This window comes from Actinorectispora metalli, assembly GCF_056323685.1.
In genome coordinates, this window is sequence record NZ_JBREYE010000001.1 from 3,922,765 (window position 1) to 3,939,522 (window position 16,758).

A 16,758-nucleotide genomic window follows, 5' to 3' on the forward strand; every position below is an offset into this window, starting at 1 on the left:
ACAAGCCACTCACGACCCTCAGGCGTTGCCGACCGTGTGCAGAAGCTCCTCCAGGAACCCGCCCGCCTCCCGCGCCGCGAGTTCGGCATCGCCCTCGCGCACCGCGGCCAGCAGCGCGGTGTGCGAGGTGAGGTCGCCCTGGGAGGGCTCGTGCACCTCGATGGCCGCGATCACGCTGGAGCGCACCGCCTCGGTGAACCCCCGGTACAGCCCGCTCAGCACGTCGTTGTGGCCCGCCTCCACGAGCAGCAGGTGAAACGCGGTGTCGGCCTCCACGACCTTGCCCCAGTCCCGCGCCGCGACCGCGCCGTCGCGCTCGGCCAGCGTGCGCTCCAGTTCGACCAGGTCCGCGGCCGTGCGCCGCTGGGCGGCCAGCCGGGCCCCCTCGACCTCCAGCGCCCGCCGCACCTCCAGCACGTCCCGCAACTCGGCGCCGAACAGCCTGCGCATGGCGCCGGAGAGCTCACTGGTGGCCCGGACGAAGGTGCCGTCGCCCTGACGGACCTCCAGCAGACCGGCATGAGCCAGCGCACGCACCGCCTCCCGCACGGTGTTGCGCCCCACCCCCAGCGCGGCGACCAGTTCCGGCTCCGGTGGTATCCGGGAGCCGATCGCCCATTCCCCGGCAGCCACAAGCTGCCGCATCTGGTCGATCACCTGGTCGACAAGGCCGGCCTTTCGCGTAGTGGCCAAAGGCACAGCTTCATCCTTTCATCCAAACATCCTACGTCTGTAACACTGTCGGCCGTGACGGCCAACCCGGAACTCCGAACCAACCACAGCCTTTCGAACGACCAGCCTGCCATCAGCCGATCGCTCCCGGCAGTCGATACCGCACAACGCTTGCGCCGCAAAGACGGAAAATCCGGCCAAACACCTCGATTCGCCCTTCTCGCGGTCGCGGTCGCATTGGTCGCGGCCAACCTGCGGCCCGCGCTGACCAGCGTGGCCGTCGTCCTGACGGAAATCCGCCAGGCGCTGAGCCTGAGCGCGGGCACCGCGGCCGTGCTGACCGCCGTCCCCGCGGTGTGCTTCGGGATCGTGGGCATCGCGGCGCCGTCGCTGGCCAGGCGCTTCGGCACCCGCACCGTGATCGAGTTCTCGGTGATCGCGCTGGCCGTGTCGCTGGCCGCGAGAGTGGCAGGCGGCACACCCGCGTTGATCGCCGGAACTGCAACGGCCTGTGCCGCGATCTCGATCTGCAACGTGCTGATCCCAGTGGTCATCAAGGAGTCGTTCGGGGCCCACCTCGGTGTGGTGACCGGTATCTACGCCGCTTCGGTCGCGGGCGGAGCCGCGCTCGGAGCGTCCTTGACCGCGCCGAGCCTTGCCCTCTTCGGAAGCTGGCGGCCGGCGCTGGGCGGCTGGACGACGCTTGCCGTCGTCGCCGCCGTCGTGTGGTCGGTCGCCCGGCGCAGGGGCCGGGTGACCGACCACACCCCGGCAGGTTTGCCCGCCCGCAGCGGCCGGGTGCTGCGCAGCCCGCGCGCCTGGCTGATCACCGCCTTCTTCGGCGTGCACTCGCTGGTCACCTACATCGTGCTGGGCTGGCTGCCGCAACTGCTGCGTGACCTGGTCGGCTTCGACCGGGCCACCGCGGGCCTGATGCTGGGCGTGCTGCTGCTGATCGGCGTGCCGCTGTCGATGGTGGTGCCGCCCATCGCCGCCCGCACCGGATCGGTCAGCGCCTGGCTGCTGGGCATGTTGGGCCTGGCGTTCCTCGGGGTGCTCGGTCTGCTCACGATGCCCACCGCGGTCCCGGGGCTGTGGGTGGTGCTGATCGGCGTCAGCCCGTCGATCTTCCCGCTGGCGCTGATGGTGATCACGCTGCGCACCCGCAGCGCAGCCGACACCGCCACGCTGTCGGCGATGGCGCAGAGCGTGGGCTACCTGATCGCCGCGGTCGGCCCGTTCGGCTTCGGCCTGGTGCACGCAGGCACCGGAAGCTGGACGCTGCCGCTGATCCTGCTGCTCGCGGGAATCGTCGGGCAGGCCGTGCTGGGCTGCCTCAGCGGCCGCCGCCGCTACGTCTGATCAGCCGCCAGGAACAGACAGAACGGGTGCCCTGCGGGGTCCAGCATGACCCGGACATCGTCTTGCGGCTGGAACTCGGCGAGGGTGGCACCGGCTCGCCGCGCCCAGTCAACCGCCGCGCCGAGGTCGTCGACCGCGATGTCGAGGTGTGCCTGCACTTGCTGCTCGCCCGCGGCCGACGGCCAGACCGGCGCCACGTGGTCGGCCTCGTACTCGAAGTTCAGGGTCGGTGCCGGGGAATCGGCCGGGGGTCGGATCTGCGCCCAGCCGTCCTCGGGCGGGAAGCCCGCGCGCGGCGGTTCGGTCGACGTCACGGCCATACCCAGCAGCCTGCTGTAGAACGCGGCGAGCGCACGAGGGTCCGGTGCCGCGATCGACACCGAGGTCACGCGCAAGGTCGGTGGCCTCACCGCACCGACACTATCGACATAAAGTGGGGATCATGCGCGTCGGCATCGTGATCCTTCCGGAGTACCACTGGCCCGAGGCGGCCCCGCGGTGGCGGGCGGCCGAGGAGTACGGCTTCTCGCACGCCTGGACCTACGACCACCTCGGCTGGCGGTCCCTGGTGGACGGCCCGTGGTTCGGGGCGATGCCGACCCTCACCGCCGCCGCGGCGGTCACCACGCGCATCCCGCTGGGCACCTTCGTGGCCAACCCCGCCTACCGGCACCCGGTGTCGTTCCTGCGCGAGCTCACCGCGGTGGACGACATCTCGGGCGGCCGCTTCATCCTCGGCGCCGGTGCGGGCGGCTCGGCCTTCGACGCTTCCGTGCTGGGTGGCCCGCCGCTCTCGCCCGGCGAGCTGGCCACGCGGTTCACCGAGTTCGTTGAGCTGCTCGACCTGCTGCTGACCACTGACCACGTCGACTACCAGGGCAAGTACTTCTCCGCCGTCGACGCCCGCACCCTGCCGGTGCGCAACCCCCGGATGCCGTTCGTGCTCGCCGCCAACGGCCCGCGGATGATGCGGCTCGCGGCGAGGTTCGGGCAGGGCTGGTCCACCACCGGCGCCAAGTCCGACACCCAAGAAGGCTGGTGGGCCTCGGTGGCCGAGCGGGCCCGCCGCTTCGACGACATCGGCGGCACCACCATGGACCGCTACCTACAGATCGACGCGGGCCCCGTCTTCGCGCTGTCCAGCCTGGAACGCTGGCGGGACGCCGTCGGCCGGGCCGCGGAACTGGGCTTCACCGACGTGGTCACCCACTGGCCCCGCCCGGACGGCCCGTACGCGGGCGACGAACGCATCCTGGACGCCGTAGCGGCCGAGCTCTAGGCCGGTTCGGCGCCCTGAACGCGGCTCGCGGCATCCGGTTCAGGGGGCTGAACCTTGAGCTGGAGGAGGGCGTTCTCGACCACCTCGGGCAGCGCGGGGTGGATCCAGTACTGGCCGCGGGCGAGGTCGCGCACGTGCTGGCCGAAGTGCATGGCCTGGATCAGCGGCTGGATCAGAGTGGAAGCCTGCGGGCCGATCAGGTGGGCACCCAGGAGCAGGCCGGTATCGGGGTCGGCCAGCAGCTTGCAGAAGCTGGTGGTGTCCTCCAGCGCCCAGCCGTAGGCGGTGCCGCCGTAGTCCTGGGTGGCCGTCACGTAGTTCACGCCGCGCACCCTGGCCTGCTGCTCGGTCAGGCCGACCGAGGCGATCTGTGGGGAGCTGAACACCGCGTGCGGCACGAAGCGGTGGTCGGCGGCGATCGGCTCGTCGGGGTGCAACAGATTGTGCTGCACCACCCGCGCCTCGTGGTTGGCGACGTGCTTGAGCTGGTAGGGCGAGCAGATGTCGCCCAGCGCGTAGATCCCCTCCACCACGGTCTGCTGGTTGACGTCCACCGCGATCCGGCCGTCGGGGCAGGTGGAGACGCCGGTGGCCTCGGCGTCGAGCAGGTCGCCGTTGGGGATGCGGCCGACGGCCAGCAGCAGGGCGTCGCCCTCGACGGTTTCCGCGCCGTCTGGGCCTTCCAGGTGCAGGCGCACCGTGTCGCCGTCGCGTTCCACCGACACCGTCTTGCGGTGCAGCCGCACGTCCCACTGGTCGGCGGCCAACTCGGTGAAGCGGGCGGCCACGTCCTCGTCCTCGACGCGCAGCAGCGCCTCCGAGCGGGCGATCACGGTGACGTCGACGCCGAAAGAGCTGAAGACGTGGGCGAACTCGCAGGCCACGAAGCCGCTGCCCAGGATCACCAGGCGCCGGGGGAGTCGCTCCAGCCGCATGATGTCGTCGTTGGTGTAGTACCCCGACTCGGCCAGCCCCGGGACATCGGGCACCAGCGGCCGACCGCCCGCGGCGATCACGAAGCGGTCCGCGGTGATCACCTGGTCGTTCACCGTGAGCTGCTTGTGCCCGGTGAACCGGCCGTGGCCGTTGTAGACGGTGATGTTGGGGCAGTCCTGCATGCGGTAGCGCTTGCCGCCCGCCGCGATCGGGTCGATGCGGCCGAAGACGCGGTCGCGCACCTCGGCCCAGCGCACGCCGTGCAGTTCGGCGTCCACGCCCAGCTTGGCGCCCGCCGCCGGGGCCCGCGCCACATCGGCGGTGTGCACGAACATCTTCGTCGGGATACACCCGACGTTGAGGCAGGTGCCGCCGAAGGTGCCGCCCTCGACCACGGCGATCCGCCAGTCGTCGAAGCGCTCGTCGGGAATCGAGTTCCCCGAGCCGGTACCGATGATCACCAGATCGTAGTGCGCCACCACATCATTCTGCCCCGCTGCATCGCTCACGCAGGCGTCAACCTGCCCAATGCGGCCTCGCATTCCCGCCGCAGCCGTTCCCGCAGCGGCGCGGCCCGGTCGGCGAAGGCGCGTTGCATCGCGGCGTACTCGGCGCGGCCCTGCACCGTCTCGATACGCACCGGGGTGTAGCCCAGCTCCGACAGGTCGTACGGGCTGGCCCGCATGTCCAGCTCACGGACCTCCCGCGCCAGCTCGAAGCAGTCGGCGACGAGCTCGGAGCAGACCAGCGGCAGCAGCTTGTAGCTCCACTTGTACAGGTCCATGTTCGCGTGCAGGCAGCCCGGCTGCTCCAGCTCCGTCTGGGTAGCCCTGGTCGGCCGCACCGTGTTGCGGGGCGCGGCGGCGGGGGTGAAGAAACGGAACGCGTCGTAGTGCGTGCAGCGCAGCCCGCGTTCCTCTACCACCTCGGCGGTGCCATCGGCCCCCAGCCGCAGCGGCCAGTCGCTGTGCCGGACCTCGGGCTGCCGGTACACCATCGCCCACTCGTGCAGCCCGAAGCAGCCCAACTGGGCTGGGCGCCGAGCGGTGCGGGCCAGCAGGTCCGCCACCCAGCGCAGCGTGTCCGTCCGCCGACCTGCCACGGCCGCCGCGTCCACGGTGACCCCGCCGTCGACCCGGTGGTAGCCGCTGAACTCCAGGAACTCCTCGGCGTCGGCGAGCACCACGCCCTGGCCGGGGTGCCAGCGGCGCAGCAGCGACGGGCGCAGCGAGTAGTACTCGAAGAGGAAGTCCTCCACCGGGTGCTTGCGGCCGTGGCGGCGACGCTGCCGGTGGGCGCCGATCAGGGCGTCCACGCGTGCGGCGTGGGCGGCCCGCCTGGACCGCCACTGCCGCTGCTCGAGAACCCGCACCGCACCAGGGTAGGCGTCAGCTCTGCTGGTACGTCGGGGTGATGATGGCCCGCGCCAGCGTGTGGAAGGCCAGGTTGAAGCCGACCACCGCGGGGCTGGCGTTTTCGTCGACGTCCAGCTTGTCCACGTCGACCGCGTGCACCACGAAGAAGTAGCGGTGCGGGATGTCGCCCGCGGGCGGGGCGGCGCCGCCGTAGGCGCGGTCGCCGAAGTCGCTGCGCACGTGGAACGCGCCACCGGGCAGGTCCGTGCCGTTGCCCGCGTTGGTCGCCAGTTCCACCACCGAGGACGGCAGGTTCACCAGCACCCAGTGCCAGAAACCGGAGGGGATGGGGGCGTCCGGGTCGAAGCAGGTCACCACGAAGCTCTTGGTGGCCTCCGGGAAACCCTCCCAGCGCAGGTGCGGGGAGCGGTTCTCGCCCGCGTGGGTGTGTGCCTCCGACATCGGCTCGCCGTCGCGCACATCGTCGGAGGCGACGGTGAACGAGGGGACCTGCGGCAGCAGAGCGTACGGGTCCGGGGCGGTCGGGCGCTCCAGGCTCATGTGTCCTCCACAACTCGATCGACTCGCCGACAACCCTAGTGGGGATGACGTCAACCGTCCGTGCGCACATGCCCGTGCATTTGCATGGTGCAAAATACTCCGCTGGCGTAAATATGACGCCTGTTCGGCGTAAATGCGCCAGGAATGAGCAGGAGCCGACTCCGGGAGCGAGTCGGCCCCTGCGTGTTTTTCTCACGTTTTGGAATGGGCGGCCTGCCCAGCGTCGCCCATCCGCATGGCGTCCCGAAACGGAAGAATTGTCCGTTTGTCCGGGAGGCGCCAGCGCTACAACTGGACGAACGTGCCAGCCTTGGCGGCCGTGTGGAACGCTTTCCAGCCACTCTCGGTGAAGCTCAATATCGGACCGGTCGGATTCTTGGAGTCGCGCATGGCGACCCGGTCGAAGGCAAAGGCGACCTCGACGCAGGCACCGCCGTTGGTGGCGCTGCGTGTGCTCTTGCGCCAGCCCGTGCCGGCCAGATCGGGGGTGTTCATGGTCCCACCTTCCCGAGACGTATCTGTCACATGTACTCCTCGACTGCGGACATAATCATTTCGCGTGATTCATCTGGACTGGCAGATTTCACCTGCAGCTGTCCAAATACCACGTTATGCCACTCTATGTCGGAGCGCCGCTCCGGATAAACAGCGCCGGACAAACTGTCGAGGTAAACAACGTCGGCCCCCGGCTCACCACCGAAGCGCAACAGGTAGAACGAAAGGCCGACAGCCGGATGCGCTCCGGCTGCGAACGGAAGCACCTGAAGGGTGACGTTGGGAAGTTTGCATACCTCCAATAGGTGTCTCAGTTGCTTGCACATCACCTCCGGCGAACCGATGGTGCGACGAAGAACCGCCTCATTGAGTACGAACCAGAACAGCGGGGCGGCGGGCTCCCGGCGGCGCAACAGCGCTTGCCTGGCCAGCCGTACCCGAATGCGCCGTTCGATCTCGTCGCCGCCCACCATGGACTGCACCGACGCCATCAGCGCCCGCAGGTACTCCTCGCACTGCAACAGGCCTGGTACGAGTTCCACCTCGAAGCCGCGGACCTCGTCGGCGTCGGCCTCCAGCGCGGCGTAACGGCGGAACCAGTTCGGCACCGCATCGGTATAGGTCGTCGCGGGCCTGCGCTGCCGGGCGGCGATGCCGATGGCGAGCACGTTCTCCCTGGCGTCGCCGGAGGCGCCGTAGAGGTCGAGCAGCTTTTCCAACTCGGCGGGCCGCACCGCGGATAAGCCGTTCTCGATTCTGCTCACCGTGGAGAGGTCGCGGCTGATGGCCGCCGCGGCCTCGTCACGGGTTCTGCCCGCCTCCTCGCGGAGCCGTTTGAGCTCCATTCCGAGTTGGCGGCGCTGCAGGCTCGGGCTGTCCGGCATGCTGCGACCTTTCTGTCACCGATGAATAATCAGTGTTTCACGATCACAATCCGTAATGCGTGGAATCCACCTACTGGGCACATGTGCGCGGCACATATGCGCGCTACAGTTCTTGCCTGATCATCGGCCTGACACTGGGGGCCGGATCGAAAACGCTGCGAGACCGGCAGTTTACCCACAGTGACAACACCTGTGGGTGGCTGTGTCGGCCCCTGCGAAATATCAGCCACAGGCAAGGGGTGATCACGGTCGTGAACAAGGTGTTCGTCACGTGGATGCGAAGTTCGGTGGATGCCTACGACCACGCCGTCACCGACGAGTACGCCGCCGCGGGCATGCAGCGCGGCCGCGGCGAGTACGAGTCGCTGTGCGGGCACATGGTCGAGGTGACGCCGATGACCGTGGAGAACGGGCCGCGCTGCGCCCGCTGCCACGCGGTCTACCTCGCCCAGCAGACTCTGCGCGGAATGGACGAGTACCAGCCGCGGCATGAGCGGCGCGGTTGGCTGGAGCGCCTGCTGCATCGCTGAAGCTCTTGATCGAACAAGTTCTGCGGGTGATCATGAGTCAGGCCCGGTGTCCGCCCCCCGACCGGACACCGGGCCACCCCGGGAGACCGGTGGTGTGTGAAGACCTCCCCGAGTCACACACCACCGGTCTCCGCCATGTCGGCTCCCCGTGATCGCGGTTGTGGCCCGCCCCGCATGGGAAAACAGGCCTTACTGTGGAAACCGGACAAGGGGAGGCCATGGTCTACAACCTGCACCTCAGGCGGCTGCCGACCACAGCGGAGCGGGCCGGGGCACTGATCGACGGACTGGCCGGGGACAACGACCTGCTGTGGCCGCACACCATGTGGCCCGCCATGCGGTTCGACCGCCCGCTGGAGGTCGGCGCCATCGGCGGCCACGGGCCGATCCGGTACCGCGTGGTGGCCTACCAGCCCGGCCAGTGGGTTAGGTTCCGGTTCCTCCGCCCGCGCGGCTTCGACGGCTTCCACGAGTACACGCTGTGGGAGACCGAGAACGGGGTCGAACTGCACCACCTGTGCGCGATGCGGCTGCGCGGCACCGCCCGGCTGACCTGGCCGTTGTTGTGGCGGCCGCTGCACGACGCGGCGCTGGAGGACAGCCTCGACCGCGCCGAACTGGCCCTCAACGGACCGGTGGCGCACCCGGCGCGGTGGAGCGGCTACGTGCGCTTCCTCCGCTCGCTCGCCGCCCGCGCCTCACGACGCCGAGTATCCGGTGATCACCTCCGCGGGTGAGGCGCCACCGGCCTGGGTGAGCGGGGACCGCGCATCACGGCGCGGGCACGTTTGCGAGGTGAAGCACCCTTTGCCCGAATGGCCGCGCAACCCCCGCGGTCCCGGTACGTCCACCAGTCACCCCAACGGGTAAGAGGGAGGACGAAATGACACGCAAGTTCAGGCGTGCGCTGACCGCGCTGGGTCTGGCTTTCATCGCGGGCGTCGCCGGGGTGGTCTCGGCCCCTGCCGTCGGCGCGACGCAGACCCCGGAGCTCACGAACATCCGCACCGGCAAGCACGAGTACTTCGATCGGATCGTGTTGGACTTCAACACGCCCAACGCCCCGGGCGTGCTCGCCAAGAAGTACGTGCCGCAGCTCATCGAGGACGGCTCAGGCAAGCCCGTCACCCTGCCCGGCAACGCCTTCCTCGAGGTCGTGCTGAACCCGGCGGCCGCCCACGACGGCAACGGCAACTCGACCTACCCCGGCCCCCGCAAGTTCGAGACCCCGGGCCTGGGCAACACCAAGGCCGTGGCGATCACCGGCGACTTCGAGGCGCACCTGACGATCGGCCTCGGCGCCGGCCACAAGACGCTGTTCAACGTCTACACGCTGAGCAATCCCACCCGCGTCGTCATCGACATCGGGCACTGAGCCCAGGAGGGAGACCGCCATGCTCCGCACGCTGTTGGCTCTCACCATGGCGCTGGTCGCGGCGGTCGTCGCGACCCCGGCGGCAAGCGCGACCCACGTCGGCGAGGTCACCGACCTCCGCACCGGCAAGCACGAGTACTTCGACCGGCTCGTCATCGACGTCCGCGGACCGGCGCCGCAGGTGCTGTTCCAGAAGTACGTGCCGCAGCTCACCGAGGACGGCTCGGGCAACCCGGTCTCGCTGCCGGGCAACGCCTTCCTCCAGGTGACGCTGTCGCCCCTGGCGGGCTACGACGACAACTTCGAGCCCACCTACACCGGTCCCCGCAAGTTCACCACGCCCGCACTGAGCAACGTCAGGGCCGTGGCGATCACCGGGGACTTCGAGGCCACCTTCACCGTCGGCCTCGGTGTGAACCACAAGTCCCTGTTCCGGGTCTTCACGCTGAGCAATCCGACCCGGGTGGTCATCGACATCGGGCACTAGCCCAGGACCGGGCGCCCGTGAGTGGGCCGCGCCCACTCACGGACGTTCACCCGCCGGTTTCCGAATTCGGCGCGGTGACCTCCTTGGACTGCGAGGAGCCCTGCTGGCGCAGGAAGATGCCGAGCACGATCAACGCGCCGACGGCCAGGAACTCGCTCTGCCAGTTCTGCATGGACTGGAACCAGAACTCCTCGTCGCCGAGGAACTCCCACACACTCACCGGCGGCTTGCCGAGCAGGGCCTGCTGGTCGTTGTACTCGGCGGAGCCGCCGATCAGGTGCAGCACGAACGACACCCCGAAGAGCAGGAACATCGCGATGGACAGGCTGTTGCGGTACAGCACGTTCACCAGCCCACCCCATTTGGCGGGTGTCGGGGAGTCGACCCGCAGGTCACCAGGGTGCCGGTCCTTGGCGTGCAGCGGCTTGGACTCCGGCGAGCCCTTCTGCACCAGCCACGCGGTGAGCACCACGTAGGCGCCCATCTGCAGAAACTCCGACTCCCAGTTCTCGAAGGTGGCCTCGACGAAGTGCCCACTCCCGAGATAGCTCCAGAAGTCCTCGGCGGCCCGGCCGTGGTCGGCCAGCTCGGAGTTGTTCGCCTGCCAGCCGAAGATGCTCTGCAGAATGAGGAACAGCAGGAACGCGCCGAACATGATCAGCGCCAGCCCGTTGTCGTGCAGAAAGCGTTTCACCGTGGACCTCCTGGTTCGAGGTGTCCCCCGATCTTGCTACGGCCATACCCGGCCCGCTCGGCGGAGAATCCCCGGCTCTCAGCGGAACGAGCGCACCGTCTCGGTGCCAGACCGCGACCCGTCGACCCAGCTCAGGTACCGCCGCGCCGACCGGGCGACGGCGTCTTTGGCGTCGGCGGCGATGGTCCGGCCGGGCCACCCGCCGTGGACACGGGTGAACTCGTACGGCTCGACCCGGCCCGCGACGACCCGCACATCGCGTTCGGGCAGCGGCAGGAAGCCGGGGTAGTTGCGCATGAACGACACGTGCGCGAGGTCGGGCCCCACGGTCATGGTGTCGCCGACGAGCAGCCTGCCGCCGTGCCGCGCCCAATGCGCGACGGCGCTGCCCTCGAAGTGGCCGCCGCACTGCACGAGCGTGATCCCCGGCAGCACCTCGAGGGTGTCCGACCAGAACTTCACCGCGGAATCGGGACGCGCCACCCAGTCCCGGTCGGCCTCGGCGAGGTGGATCGGCGCGCCGCCGAAGGCCCGGCTCCACTCGACCTGAACGCCGTAGAAGTGCGGGTGGCTGATCGCGATGGCCGCGATGCCGCCGAGTTCCGCGATCCGTTCGATGCCCGCTTGGTCGATGAACCCGACGCAGTCCCACAGCAGGTTGCCTTCTGGCGTGCGGACCAGCAGCGCACGCTGCCCGATCGCGACGGGGGCCGTCACCGCGACCTCGTACAGGTCCGGTTCCAACTCGGTGATCCGCGTCCGGTGGCCCGCCGCGGCGAGCTCACCCAGGGTCGTCCAACCCTGGGCGCCGGGCGGCGGCGACTGGCGTTCGTCGGCGCAGATCGCGCAGCCGGTGGGCGGCTGTTCGGACTCGGCGTACTGCACACCGCACGCGGTACAGATCCAAGGCGTCATGGCTGGCTCCTTCAGCAGGGAAGCGCTGTCGCCAGGCAGTCTCAAACCTCAACCGGACTGGAGGTCAAGCCGTCCGCTGCCGCCACGCCAGACATCCCCCGCCCGCCCGGGGGCACGGCCCTTCTCGAGCCTATCGGCGCGCCAAACACCGCGGAGGCCGGAAAGCCGAAGTTGTGGATAGCCAGGGCGGCTGTGGACAACACGCCGGGGGCGCGCGGTTCCGCGCCGGGCTGTTTCGCCGGATCTGGTAAAAGCGATCTCCGGCGCCGTCCGCCTGAGGCCGCGCGTCCGCCCCCGAGTCGGTGCTGTCGCCGAGCCGATGATTGTCCGCCCGAGCCGGTGCCAGTTGGCCCGAGACGGTCGTTCCCAGTCCAGGGACCGTCGCCGTCCGGCGCGGGACGTCACAGAATCGACCATCGGCGGGTTCGGCCCGACTACGATGAGCCGACGAATCGGCGGGGCGCGAGGAACCCGGTGGGAATCCGGGGTGGTCGCGCCACTGTGACCGGGGAGCGCACGACCCAACCCATGACCACCGCGGGCGCGGGAAGGTCGGGGGAGTGCGCGTCGATCCGGGAGCCAGGAGACTCGGCTCCGCCGAAGACCTCGACGAACGGGGCGCGAAACCCCGAGGAGGGACCTGGAGTGAGCGCGCGCATCCTGCTCCTGTCCACTGCGGACACCGATCTGCTCGCCGCCAAGGCATCCGGGGGTGACTACCGGGTCGCCAACCCCGCGCGGGTGCAGCCCGAGGCGGTGGCGGAACTGCTGACCGGCGTGGACATCGCGGTGGTCCGCCTCCTCGGCGGCCGCCGCGCCTGGGAGGGCGGGCTGGACGCGGTGCTCGCCGCGGGCATCCCCACCGTCTGCCTCGGCGGCGAGGCCACCCCCGACGCCGAGCTCATGGCCGCCTCCACGGTGCCCGCGGGCGTCGCCGCGGAGGCGCTGGCTTACCTGGTCGAGGGCGGCCCGGCCAACCTCGGCGAACTGGCGCGCTTCCTGTCCGACACGGTGCTGCTCACCGGCGAGGGCTTCGCGCCGCCGGAGAAGACCGCCCAGTTCGGCGTGCACGGCGACCGCGCGGCGGACGCCGCCCGCCCCACCGTGGGCATCGTCTTCTACCGGGCCCACGAACTGGCGGGCAACACCGCGTTCGTGGACGGGCTCGCCGAGGCCATCGAGGCGGCGGGCGGCAACGCGCGGCCGGTGTTCTGCGGTTCGCTGCGCGGGCTCGGCGAGGCCGACAGCGAGGGGCTCCGGCAGCTCCTGACGGGCTGCGACGCGATCATCGCCACCGTGCTCGCCGCGGGCGGCGCGGTCGCCGCCGACGCCAGCGCCGGGGGCGACGAGGACTCCTGGGACGCGGGCGCCCTCGCCGAACTCGACGTTCCCGTATTGCAGGGCCTGTGCCTGACCAGCCCCCGCGCGACCTGGGCGGACTCCGACGCCGCGCTGACCCCGATGGACGCCGCCATGCAGGTCGCGATCCCGGAGTTCGACGGCAGGCTCATCGGGGTGCCGTTCTCGTTCAAGGAGACCGGCGCCGACGACATCCCCGTCTACGTGCCCGACCCCGAGCGCGCCGCCCGGCTCGCGGGTACCGCCGTGAAGCTGGCCAGGCTGCGGCACGTGCCCAACGCCGAGAAGAAGCTGGCCGTGGTGCTGTCGTCCTATCCGACCAAGCACTCCCGCGTAGGCAACGCCGTCGGCCTGGACACCCCAGCCTCGGCGGTGGTGTTGTTCCACCGGCTGGCGGCGGCGGGCTACGACCTCGGCGGCCTCGATCCGTCCACACTGGACGGGGACACGCTGATCCACCGGCTCATCGCCGCGGGCGGTCACGATGTGGAGTGGCTGACCGAGGAGCAGTTGCAGCAGGCCAAGGTGCGGGTGCCGCTGGCCCGCTACCGCGAGTGGTTCGACCGGCTGCCCGACGCGCTGCGCGAGCCGATGCTGGCGCACTGGGGGCAGCCACCGGGGCAGCTGTACACCGACGGCGACAGCATCTGCGTCGCGTCGCTGTGCTTCGGCAACGTGGTGCTGATCATCCAGCCGCCGCGCGGGTTCGGCGAGAACCCGGTCGCGATCTACCACGACCCCGACCTGCCGCCCTCGCACCACTACCTGGCCGCCTACCGCTGGCTGGAGGAGGACTTCGGCGCGCATGCCGTGCTGCACCTCGGCAAGCACGGCACCCTGGAGTGGCTGCCCGGCAAGGGCGTCGGCCTCGCCCAGGACTGCCCGCCCGACGCGGTGCTCGGCGACCTGCCGCTGGTCTACCCGTTCATCGTCAACGACCCCGGCGAGGGCACCCAGGCCAAGCGCCGCGCGCACGCGGTGATCGTGGACCACATGATCCCGCCGATGGCCCGCGCCGACACCTACGGCGACATGGCCAAACTCGAGCAGCTGCTGGACGAGTACGCCACCGTGCAGGCGCTGGACCCGGCGAAGCTGCCCACGCTGCGTGCCCAGATCTGGACGCTGATCACCTCCGCGCAGCTGCACCGCGACCTGCACCAGGACGAGGCGCCCGACGAGGAGTCCTTCGACGACTTCCTGCTGCACGTCGACGGCTATCTGTGCGAGATCAAGGACGTGCAGATCCGCGACGGCCTGCACATCCTCGGCCGCGTCCCCGAGGGCGAGGAGCTGGTCAACGACGTGCTCGCCGTGCTGCGCGCCCGGCAGGTCTTCGGCGGCACCGTCGGCGCCCTGCCCGGCCTGCGCGGCGCGCTGGCCGACCACTACGGACTGGACGAGGAGAAGCTGCTCGCCGAGCCCGCAACGCCCGTGACCATCCCGGACACAATGACCTCCCTTGTGGACGGACCGGCGGTCACCGCCTCCGACGCGGTGGACCTGCTGGAGGCGCTGGCGCGCAAGCTGGTGCTGGGCACCGCGGTACTGGACTGGGACGCGGGACGGCTGCCCGCCGTGGTCGCCGAGGTGCTCGGCGAGGACGTGCCCGAGGTGTTGCGGGTGCTGCGGTTCGCCTGCACCGAACTGGTGCCGAGGCTGCGCCGCACCAGCGATGAGATCGACAACGTGCTGCGTGCCCTGGACGGGCGGTTCATCCAGCCAGGGCCGTCCGGGTCGCCCACCCGCGGCCTGGTGTCGGTGCTGCCCACCGGCCGCAACTTCTACTCCGTCGACCCCAAGGCGATCCCCACCCGCAACGCCTTCGACGTGGGCAGCGCGTTGGCCGACTCGCTGCTGGCCCGGCACCGCGAGGACACCGGAAGCTGGCCGCGCAGCGTCGGCCTCACCGTGTGGGGCACCTCGGCCATGCGCACCCAGGGCGATGACATCGCCGAGATCCTGTGGCTGATCGGCTGCCGCCCCGTCTGGGACGACGCCTCCCGCCGCGTCACCGACTTCGAGGTTGTCGGCCTCGGCGAGTTGGGCAGGCCGCGCATCGACGTGGTGCTGCGCATCTCCGGCTTCTTCCGCGACGCCTTCCCGCACGTGGTGTCCCTGGTGGACCGCGCCATCACCACGGTCGCGAAGCTGGACGAGCCCGACGAGGACAACCACCTCGCCGCGCACTACCGCGCCGACCTCGCCGCGCACGGCGACGACCGCCGGGCGTCCACCCGCATCTTCGGCTCCAAGCCCGGTGCCTACGGCGCGGGCCTGCTGCCGCTGATCGACTCCCGCAACTGGCGCACCGACGCCGATCTCGCCGAGGTGTACGCGACCTGGGGCGGCTACGCCTACGGCAAGGGTCTGGACGGGCGCGAGGCGCGGGCGGACATGGAGAGCGCGTACCGGCGGATCCAGGTGGCGGCCAAGAACGTCGACACCCGCGAGCACGACATCGCCGACTCCGACGACTACTTCCAGTACCACGGCGGCATGGTCGCCATGGTCCGCTCGCTGACCGGCGAGAACCCCGCCGCCTACGTCGGTGACTCCGCGGTGCCGCACGCGGTGAAGACCCGCAGCCTCGGCGAGGAGACCCGCCGCGTGTTCCGCGCCCGCGTGGTCAACCCGCGCTGGATTTCCGCCATGCAGCGCCACGGCTACAAGGGCGCCTTCGAGTTGGCCGCCACCGTGGACTACCTGTTCGGCTTCGACGCCACCGCCGGCGTCGTGGACGACTGGATGTACGCCAAACTCGCCGAGTCCTATGTGTTCGACGCCGAGGTCCAGCAGTTCCTGCGCAAATCCAACCCCTGGGCGCTGCGCGGCATCACCGAGCGCCTACTCGAGGCCGCCGACCGCAAACTGTGGGCCGAACCCGACAGCGCCATTCTCGACCAACTCCGCGAGGTGTACCTGGAGCTGGAAGGCGATCTGGAGGAGTGAAGCCGAACCCGTGAGTGGTAACCGACCTGACGTCGGTTACCACTCACGCTGAATCACCAGTGCCAACAGCCGACGAGCCGCGAAATAGGCGACGCCCGCCAAGACCGCGCTCAGGCATGGCAGCAGCAGGAAAATCGCCGTGTCCGCCGCGAAGGAAACGTCCGGACGGCCTTCCAATCCGGTGGACACCTTGAGCAGCATCGCGAGCAGGAAACACGAGATCGCCGCAAGGATCGTGCTCAGCAACCACATTCCCAGCAGTACCCGCCTGTTGCGCCGGGCGGCGGGACCGTTCGCGACGACCGCCCGCAACCCGGCCACCACCGCGCCGGACACCAGCAGAACCAGCGCGGTCATCGTCGCCACCACGACCATTACCCCGTTGATCGGGTGGTAGGCGGTGGGTAGCGCATTGCCCAGCACGATGGTGGCGATACCCAGGACCAGGCTCGCCACGATCAACGCGGCGCCGAGTCCACCGCTGTGAGTGGTAGGCGGGTTCCAGCCTCGGTTAGCACTCACGGGTTCTCGTCGGGCTTTTTCGCCGCGCGCCGTTGTTGTTCGGCGCGTTCACGGCAGCGGCGGAGGAACTCCTCGTCGTCATCGGGGTCGGCCGCGATGTGGCGACCGGGGCGCTCGTACTCGGCGAAGCGGCCTGCGGGTCGGTGTCGCGCGGGCTCGTCCCAGGGACGCCCGGCGATCAGCCAGGCCAGCGAGCCGACCGTGGGCAGCAGGATCACGATGATCAGCCACCCAACCTTGGGCAGGTGGCGGCAGCGCGACTCCTCGGTCCTGATCACGTCGATGAGGCACACCAGCCACAGCGCGAAGACGGCGACGGCGATGATCGGCATTGCGAACCCCCTTGTGTGCCCGGGAATTATGTCAGGACTTTGGTCCCG

At 70.0% G+C, this 16,758-nt stretch carries 18 protein-coding genes and 1 riboswitch; of the genes, 7 read left to right on the plus strand and 11 right to left on the minus strand.

What is annotated here, in order from left to right:
• Positions 1-18 precede the first annotated feature (18 nt).
• Positions 19-699, minus strand: coding sequence for a FadR/GntR family transcriptional regulator (locus ACU6XJ_RS18475; RefSeq protein ID WP_476312943.1), 681 nt, complete (start codon positions 697-699; stop codon positions 19-21).
• A 144-nt stretch (positions 700-843) separates the two neighbouring features.
• Here ACU6XJ_RS18475 and ACU6XJ_RS18480 point away from each other — a divergent pair, with 144 nt between their 5' ends.
• Positions 844-2,034 carry an MFS transporter gene (locus ACU6XJ_RS18480; protein WP_476312946.1) on the plus strand — a complete coding sequence of 397 codons (1,191 nt, stop codon included), beginning with the start codon at positions 844-846 and terminating at the stop codon, positions 2,032-2,034.
• On the opposite strand, the gene ACU6XJ_RS18485 is transcribed toward ACU6XJ_RS18480, so the two are convergent.
• On the minus strand, positions 2,025-2,444 hold the full coding sequence (locus ACU6XJ_RS18485; RefSeq protein WP_476312949.1) for a VOC family protein: 420 nt from the start codon (positions 2,442-2,444) through the stop codon (positions 2,025-2,027). The genes ACU6XJ_RS18480 and ACU6XJ_RS18485 overlap by 10 nt on opposite strands.
• Before the next feature lie 32 nt (positions 2,445-2,476).
• Here ACU6XJ_RS18485 and ACU6XJ_RS18490 point away from each other — a divergent pair, with 32 nt between their 5' ends.
• Positions 2,477-3,313, plus strand: a complete 837-nt coding sequence (locus tag ACU6XJ_RS18490) for an LLM class flavin-dependent oxidoreductase (protein ID WP_476312952.1) — start codon at positions 2,477-2,479, stop codon at positions 3,311-3,313.
• Here the strand turns inward: ACU6XJ_RS18490 and ACU6XJ_RS18495 are convergent.
• The 5 genes from ACU6XJ_RS18495 to ACU6XJ_RS18515 form a co-directional block, all read right to left on the minus strand.
• Entirely contained in the window at positions 3,310-4,728 is a 1,419-nt protein-coding gene (locus ACU6XJ_RS18495) for a mycothione reductase (RefSeq protein WP_476312954.1), read from the minus strand. The two genes, ACU6XJ_RS18490 and ACU6XJ_RS18495, sit on opposite strands and share 4 nt — an antisense overlap.
• Before the next feature lie 26 nt (positions 4,729-4,754).
• Entirely contained in the window at positions 4,755-5,621 is an 867-nt protein-coding gene (locus ACU6XJ_RS18500) for a 3-methyladenine DNA glycosylase (RefSeq protein ID WP_476312957.1), read from the minus strand.
• A 16-nt stretch (positions 5,622-5,637) separates the two neighbouring features.
• Positions 5,638-6,165 carry a YbhB/YbcL family Raf kinase inhibitor-like protein gene (locus ACU6XJ_RS18505; RefSeq protein WP_476312960.1) on the minus strand — a complete coding sequence of 176 codons (528 nt, stop codon included), beginning with the start codon at positions 6,163-6,165 and terminating at the stop codon, positions 5,638-5,640.
• A 285-nt stretch (positions 6,166-6,450) separates the two neighbouring features.
• On the minus strand, positions 6,451-6,660 hold the full coding sequence (locus tag ACU6XJ_RS18510) for a DUF397 domain-containing protein (protein ID WP_476312962.1): 210 nt from the start codon (positions 6,658-6,660) through the stop codon (positions 6,451-6,453).
• Positions 6,661-6,686: 26 nt separating this feature from the next.
• The gene (locus ACU6XJ_RS18515; protein ID WP_476312965.1) at positions 6,687-7,544 is read right to left on the minus strand and encodes a helix-turn-helix domain-containing protein; all 858 of its coding nucleotides are present in this window, start codon (positions 7,542-7,544) and stop codon (positions 6,687-6,689) included.
• A gap of 239 nt (positions 7,545-7,783) precedes the next feature.
• On the opposite strand from ACU6XJ_RS18515, the gene ACU6XJ_RS18520 reads away from it, so the two are divergent.
• The 4 genes from ACU6XJ_RS18520 (at position 7,784) to ACU6XJ_RS18535 (ending at position 9,936) form a co-directional block, all read left to right on the plus strand.
• Positions 7,784-8,074: a hypothetical protein gene (locus ACU6XJ_RS18520; RefSeq protein ID WP_476312968.1), complete on the plus strand. Its 291-nt coding sequence runs from the start codon at positions 7,784-7,786 to the stop codon at positions 8,072-8,074.
• A 218-nt stretch (positions 8,075-8,292) separates the two neighbouring features.
• Positions 8,293-8,811: an SRPBCC family protein gene (locus ACU6XJ_RS18525; protein ID WP_476312970.1), complete on the plus strand. Its 519-nt coding sequence runs from the start codon at positions 8,293-8,295 to the stop codon at positions 8,809-8,811.
• 146 nt (positions 8,812-8,957) lie between these two features.
• On the plus strand, positions 8,958-9,449 hold the full coding sequence (locus ACU6XJ_RS18530; protein WP_476312972.1) for an AMIN-like domain-containing (lipo)protein: 492 nt from the start codon (positions 8,958-8,960) through the stop codon (positions 9,447-9,449).
• 19 nt (positions 9,450-9,468) lie between these two features.
• Positions 9,469-9,936 (plus strand): AMIN-like domain-containing (lipo)protein, encoded by a 468-nt coding sequence (locus ACU6XJ_RS18535; RefSeq protein WP_476312975.1) that lies wholly within the window; start codon positions 9,469-9,471, stop codon positions 9,934-9,936.
• Positions 9,937-9,982: 46 nt separating this feature from the next.
• Here the strand turns inward: ACU6XJ_RS18535 and ACU6XJ_RS18540 are convergent, their stop codons facing one another.
• Both ACU6XJ_RS18540 and ACU6XJ_RS18545 read right to left on the minus strand, forming a co-directional pair.
• Positions 9,983-10,630, minus strand: a complete 648-nt coding sequence (locus tag ACU6XJ_RS18540) for a DUF6766 family protein (RefSeq protein ID WP_476312978.1) — start codon at positions 10,628-10,630, stop codon at positions 9,983-9,985.
• A 78-nt stretch (positions 10,631-10,708) separates the two neighbouring features.
• Positions 10,709-11,545 (minus strand): MBL fold metallo-hydrolase, encoded by an 837-nt coding sequence (locus ACU6XJ_RS18545; protein ID WP_476312981.1) that lies wholly within the window; start codon positions 11,543-11,545, stop codon positions 10,709-10,711.
• Positions 11,546-12,009: 464 nt separating this feature from the next.
• Positions 12,010-12,135, plus strand: a riboswitch (cobalamin riboswitch).
• A gap of 55 nt (positions 12,136-12,190) precedes the next feature.
• On the opposite strand from ACU6XJ_RS18545, the gene cobN reads away from it, so the two are divergent.
• Positions 12,191-15,856: a cobaltochelatase subunit CobN gene (cobN, locus tag ACU6XJ_RS18550; RefSeq protein WP_476312984.1), complete on the plus strand. Its 3,666-nt coding sequence runs from the start codon at positions 12,191-12,193 to the stop codon at positions 15,854-15,856.
• Between the two features lie 36 nt (positions 15,857-15,892).
• Here the strand turns inward: cobN and ACU6XJ_RS18555 are convergent, their stop codons facing one another.
• Together ACU6XJ_RS18555 and ACU6XJ_RS18560 are read right to left on the minus strand one after the other, a co-directional pair.
• Positions 15,893-16,378 (minus strand): hypothetical protein, encoded by a 486-nt coding sequence (locus tag ACU6XJ_RS18555; protein ID WP_476312986.1) that lies wholly within the window; start codon positions 16,376-16,378, stop codon positions 15,893-15,895.
• Entirely contained in the window at positions 16,375-16,710 is a 336-nt protein-coding gene (locus tag ACU6XJ_RS18560) for a PLD nuclease N-terminal domain-containing protein (RefSeq protein ID WP_476312989.1), read from the minus strand. The genes ACU6XJ_RS18555 and ACU6XJ_RS18560 overlap by 4 nt, the downstream gene beginning before the upstream one ends.
• Between the last annotated feature and the right edge of the window lie 48 nt (positions 16,711-16,758).

What these genes read in the sequence shown, in the direction of transcription:
- ACU6XJ_RS18545 (WP_476312981.1), bottom strand. Translation starts at nt 11,545, where the DNA reads ATGACGCCTTGGATCTGTACCGCGTGCGGTGTGCAGTACGCCGAGTCC.
- ACU6XJ_RS18505 (WP_476312960.1), bottom strand. Translation starts at nt 6,165, where the DNA reads ATGAGCCTGGAGCGCCCGACCGCCCCGGACCCGTACGCTCTGCTGCCG.
- ACU6XJ_RS18535 (WP_476312975.1), top strand. Translation starts at nt 9,469, where the DNA reads ATGCTCCGCACGCTGTTGGCTCTCACCATGGCGCTGGTCGCGGCGGTC.
- ACU6XJ_RS18515 (WP_476312965.1), bottom strand. Translation starts at nt 7,544, where the DNA reads ATGCCGGACAGCCCGAGCCTGCAGCGCCGCCAACTCGGAATGGAGCTC.
- ACU6XJ_RS18490 (WP_476312952.1), top strand. Translation starts at nt 2,477, where the DNA reads ATGCGCGTCGGCATCGTGATCCTTCCGGAGTACCACTGGCCCGAGGCG.
- ACU6XJ_RS18510 (WP_476312962.1), bottom strand. Translation starts at nt 6,660, where the DNA reads ATGAACACCCCCGATCTGGCCGGCACGGGCTGGCGCAAGAGCACACGC.
- ACU6XJ_RS18560 (WP_476312989.1), bottom strand. Translation starts at nt 16,710, where the DNA reads ATGCCGATCATCGCCGTCGCCGTCTTCGCGCTGTGGCTGGTGTGCCTC.
- ACU6XJ_RS18530 (WP_476312972.1), top strand. Translation starts at nt 8,958, where the DNA reads ATGACACGCAAGTTCAGGCGTGCGCTGACCGCGCTGGGTCTGGCTTTC.
- ACU6XJ_RS18525 (WP_476312970.1), top strand. Translation starts at nt 8,293, where the DNA reads ATGGTCTACAACCTGCACCTCAGGCGGCTGCCGACCACAGCGGAGCGG.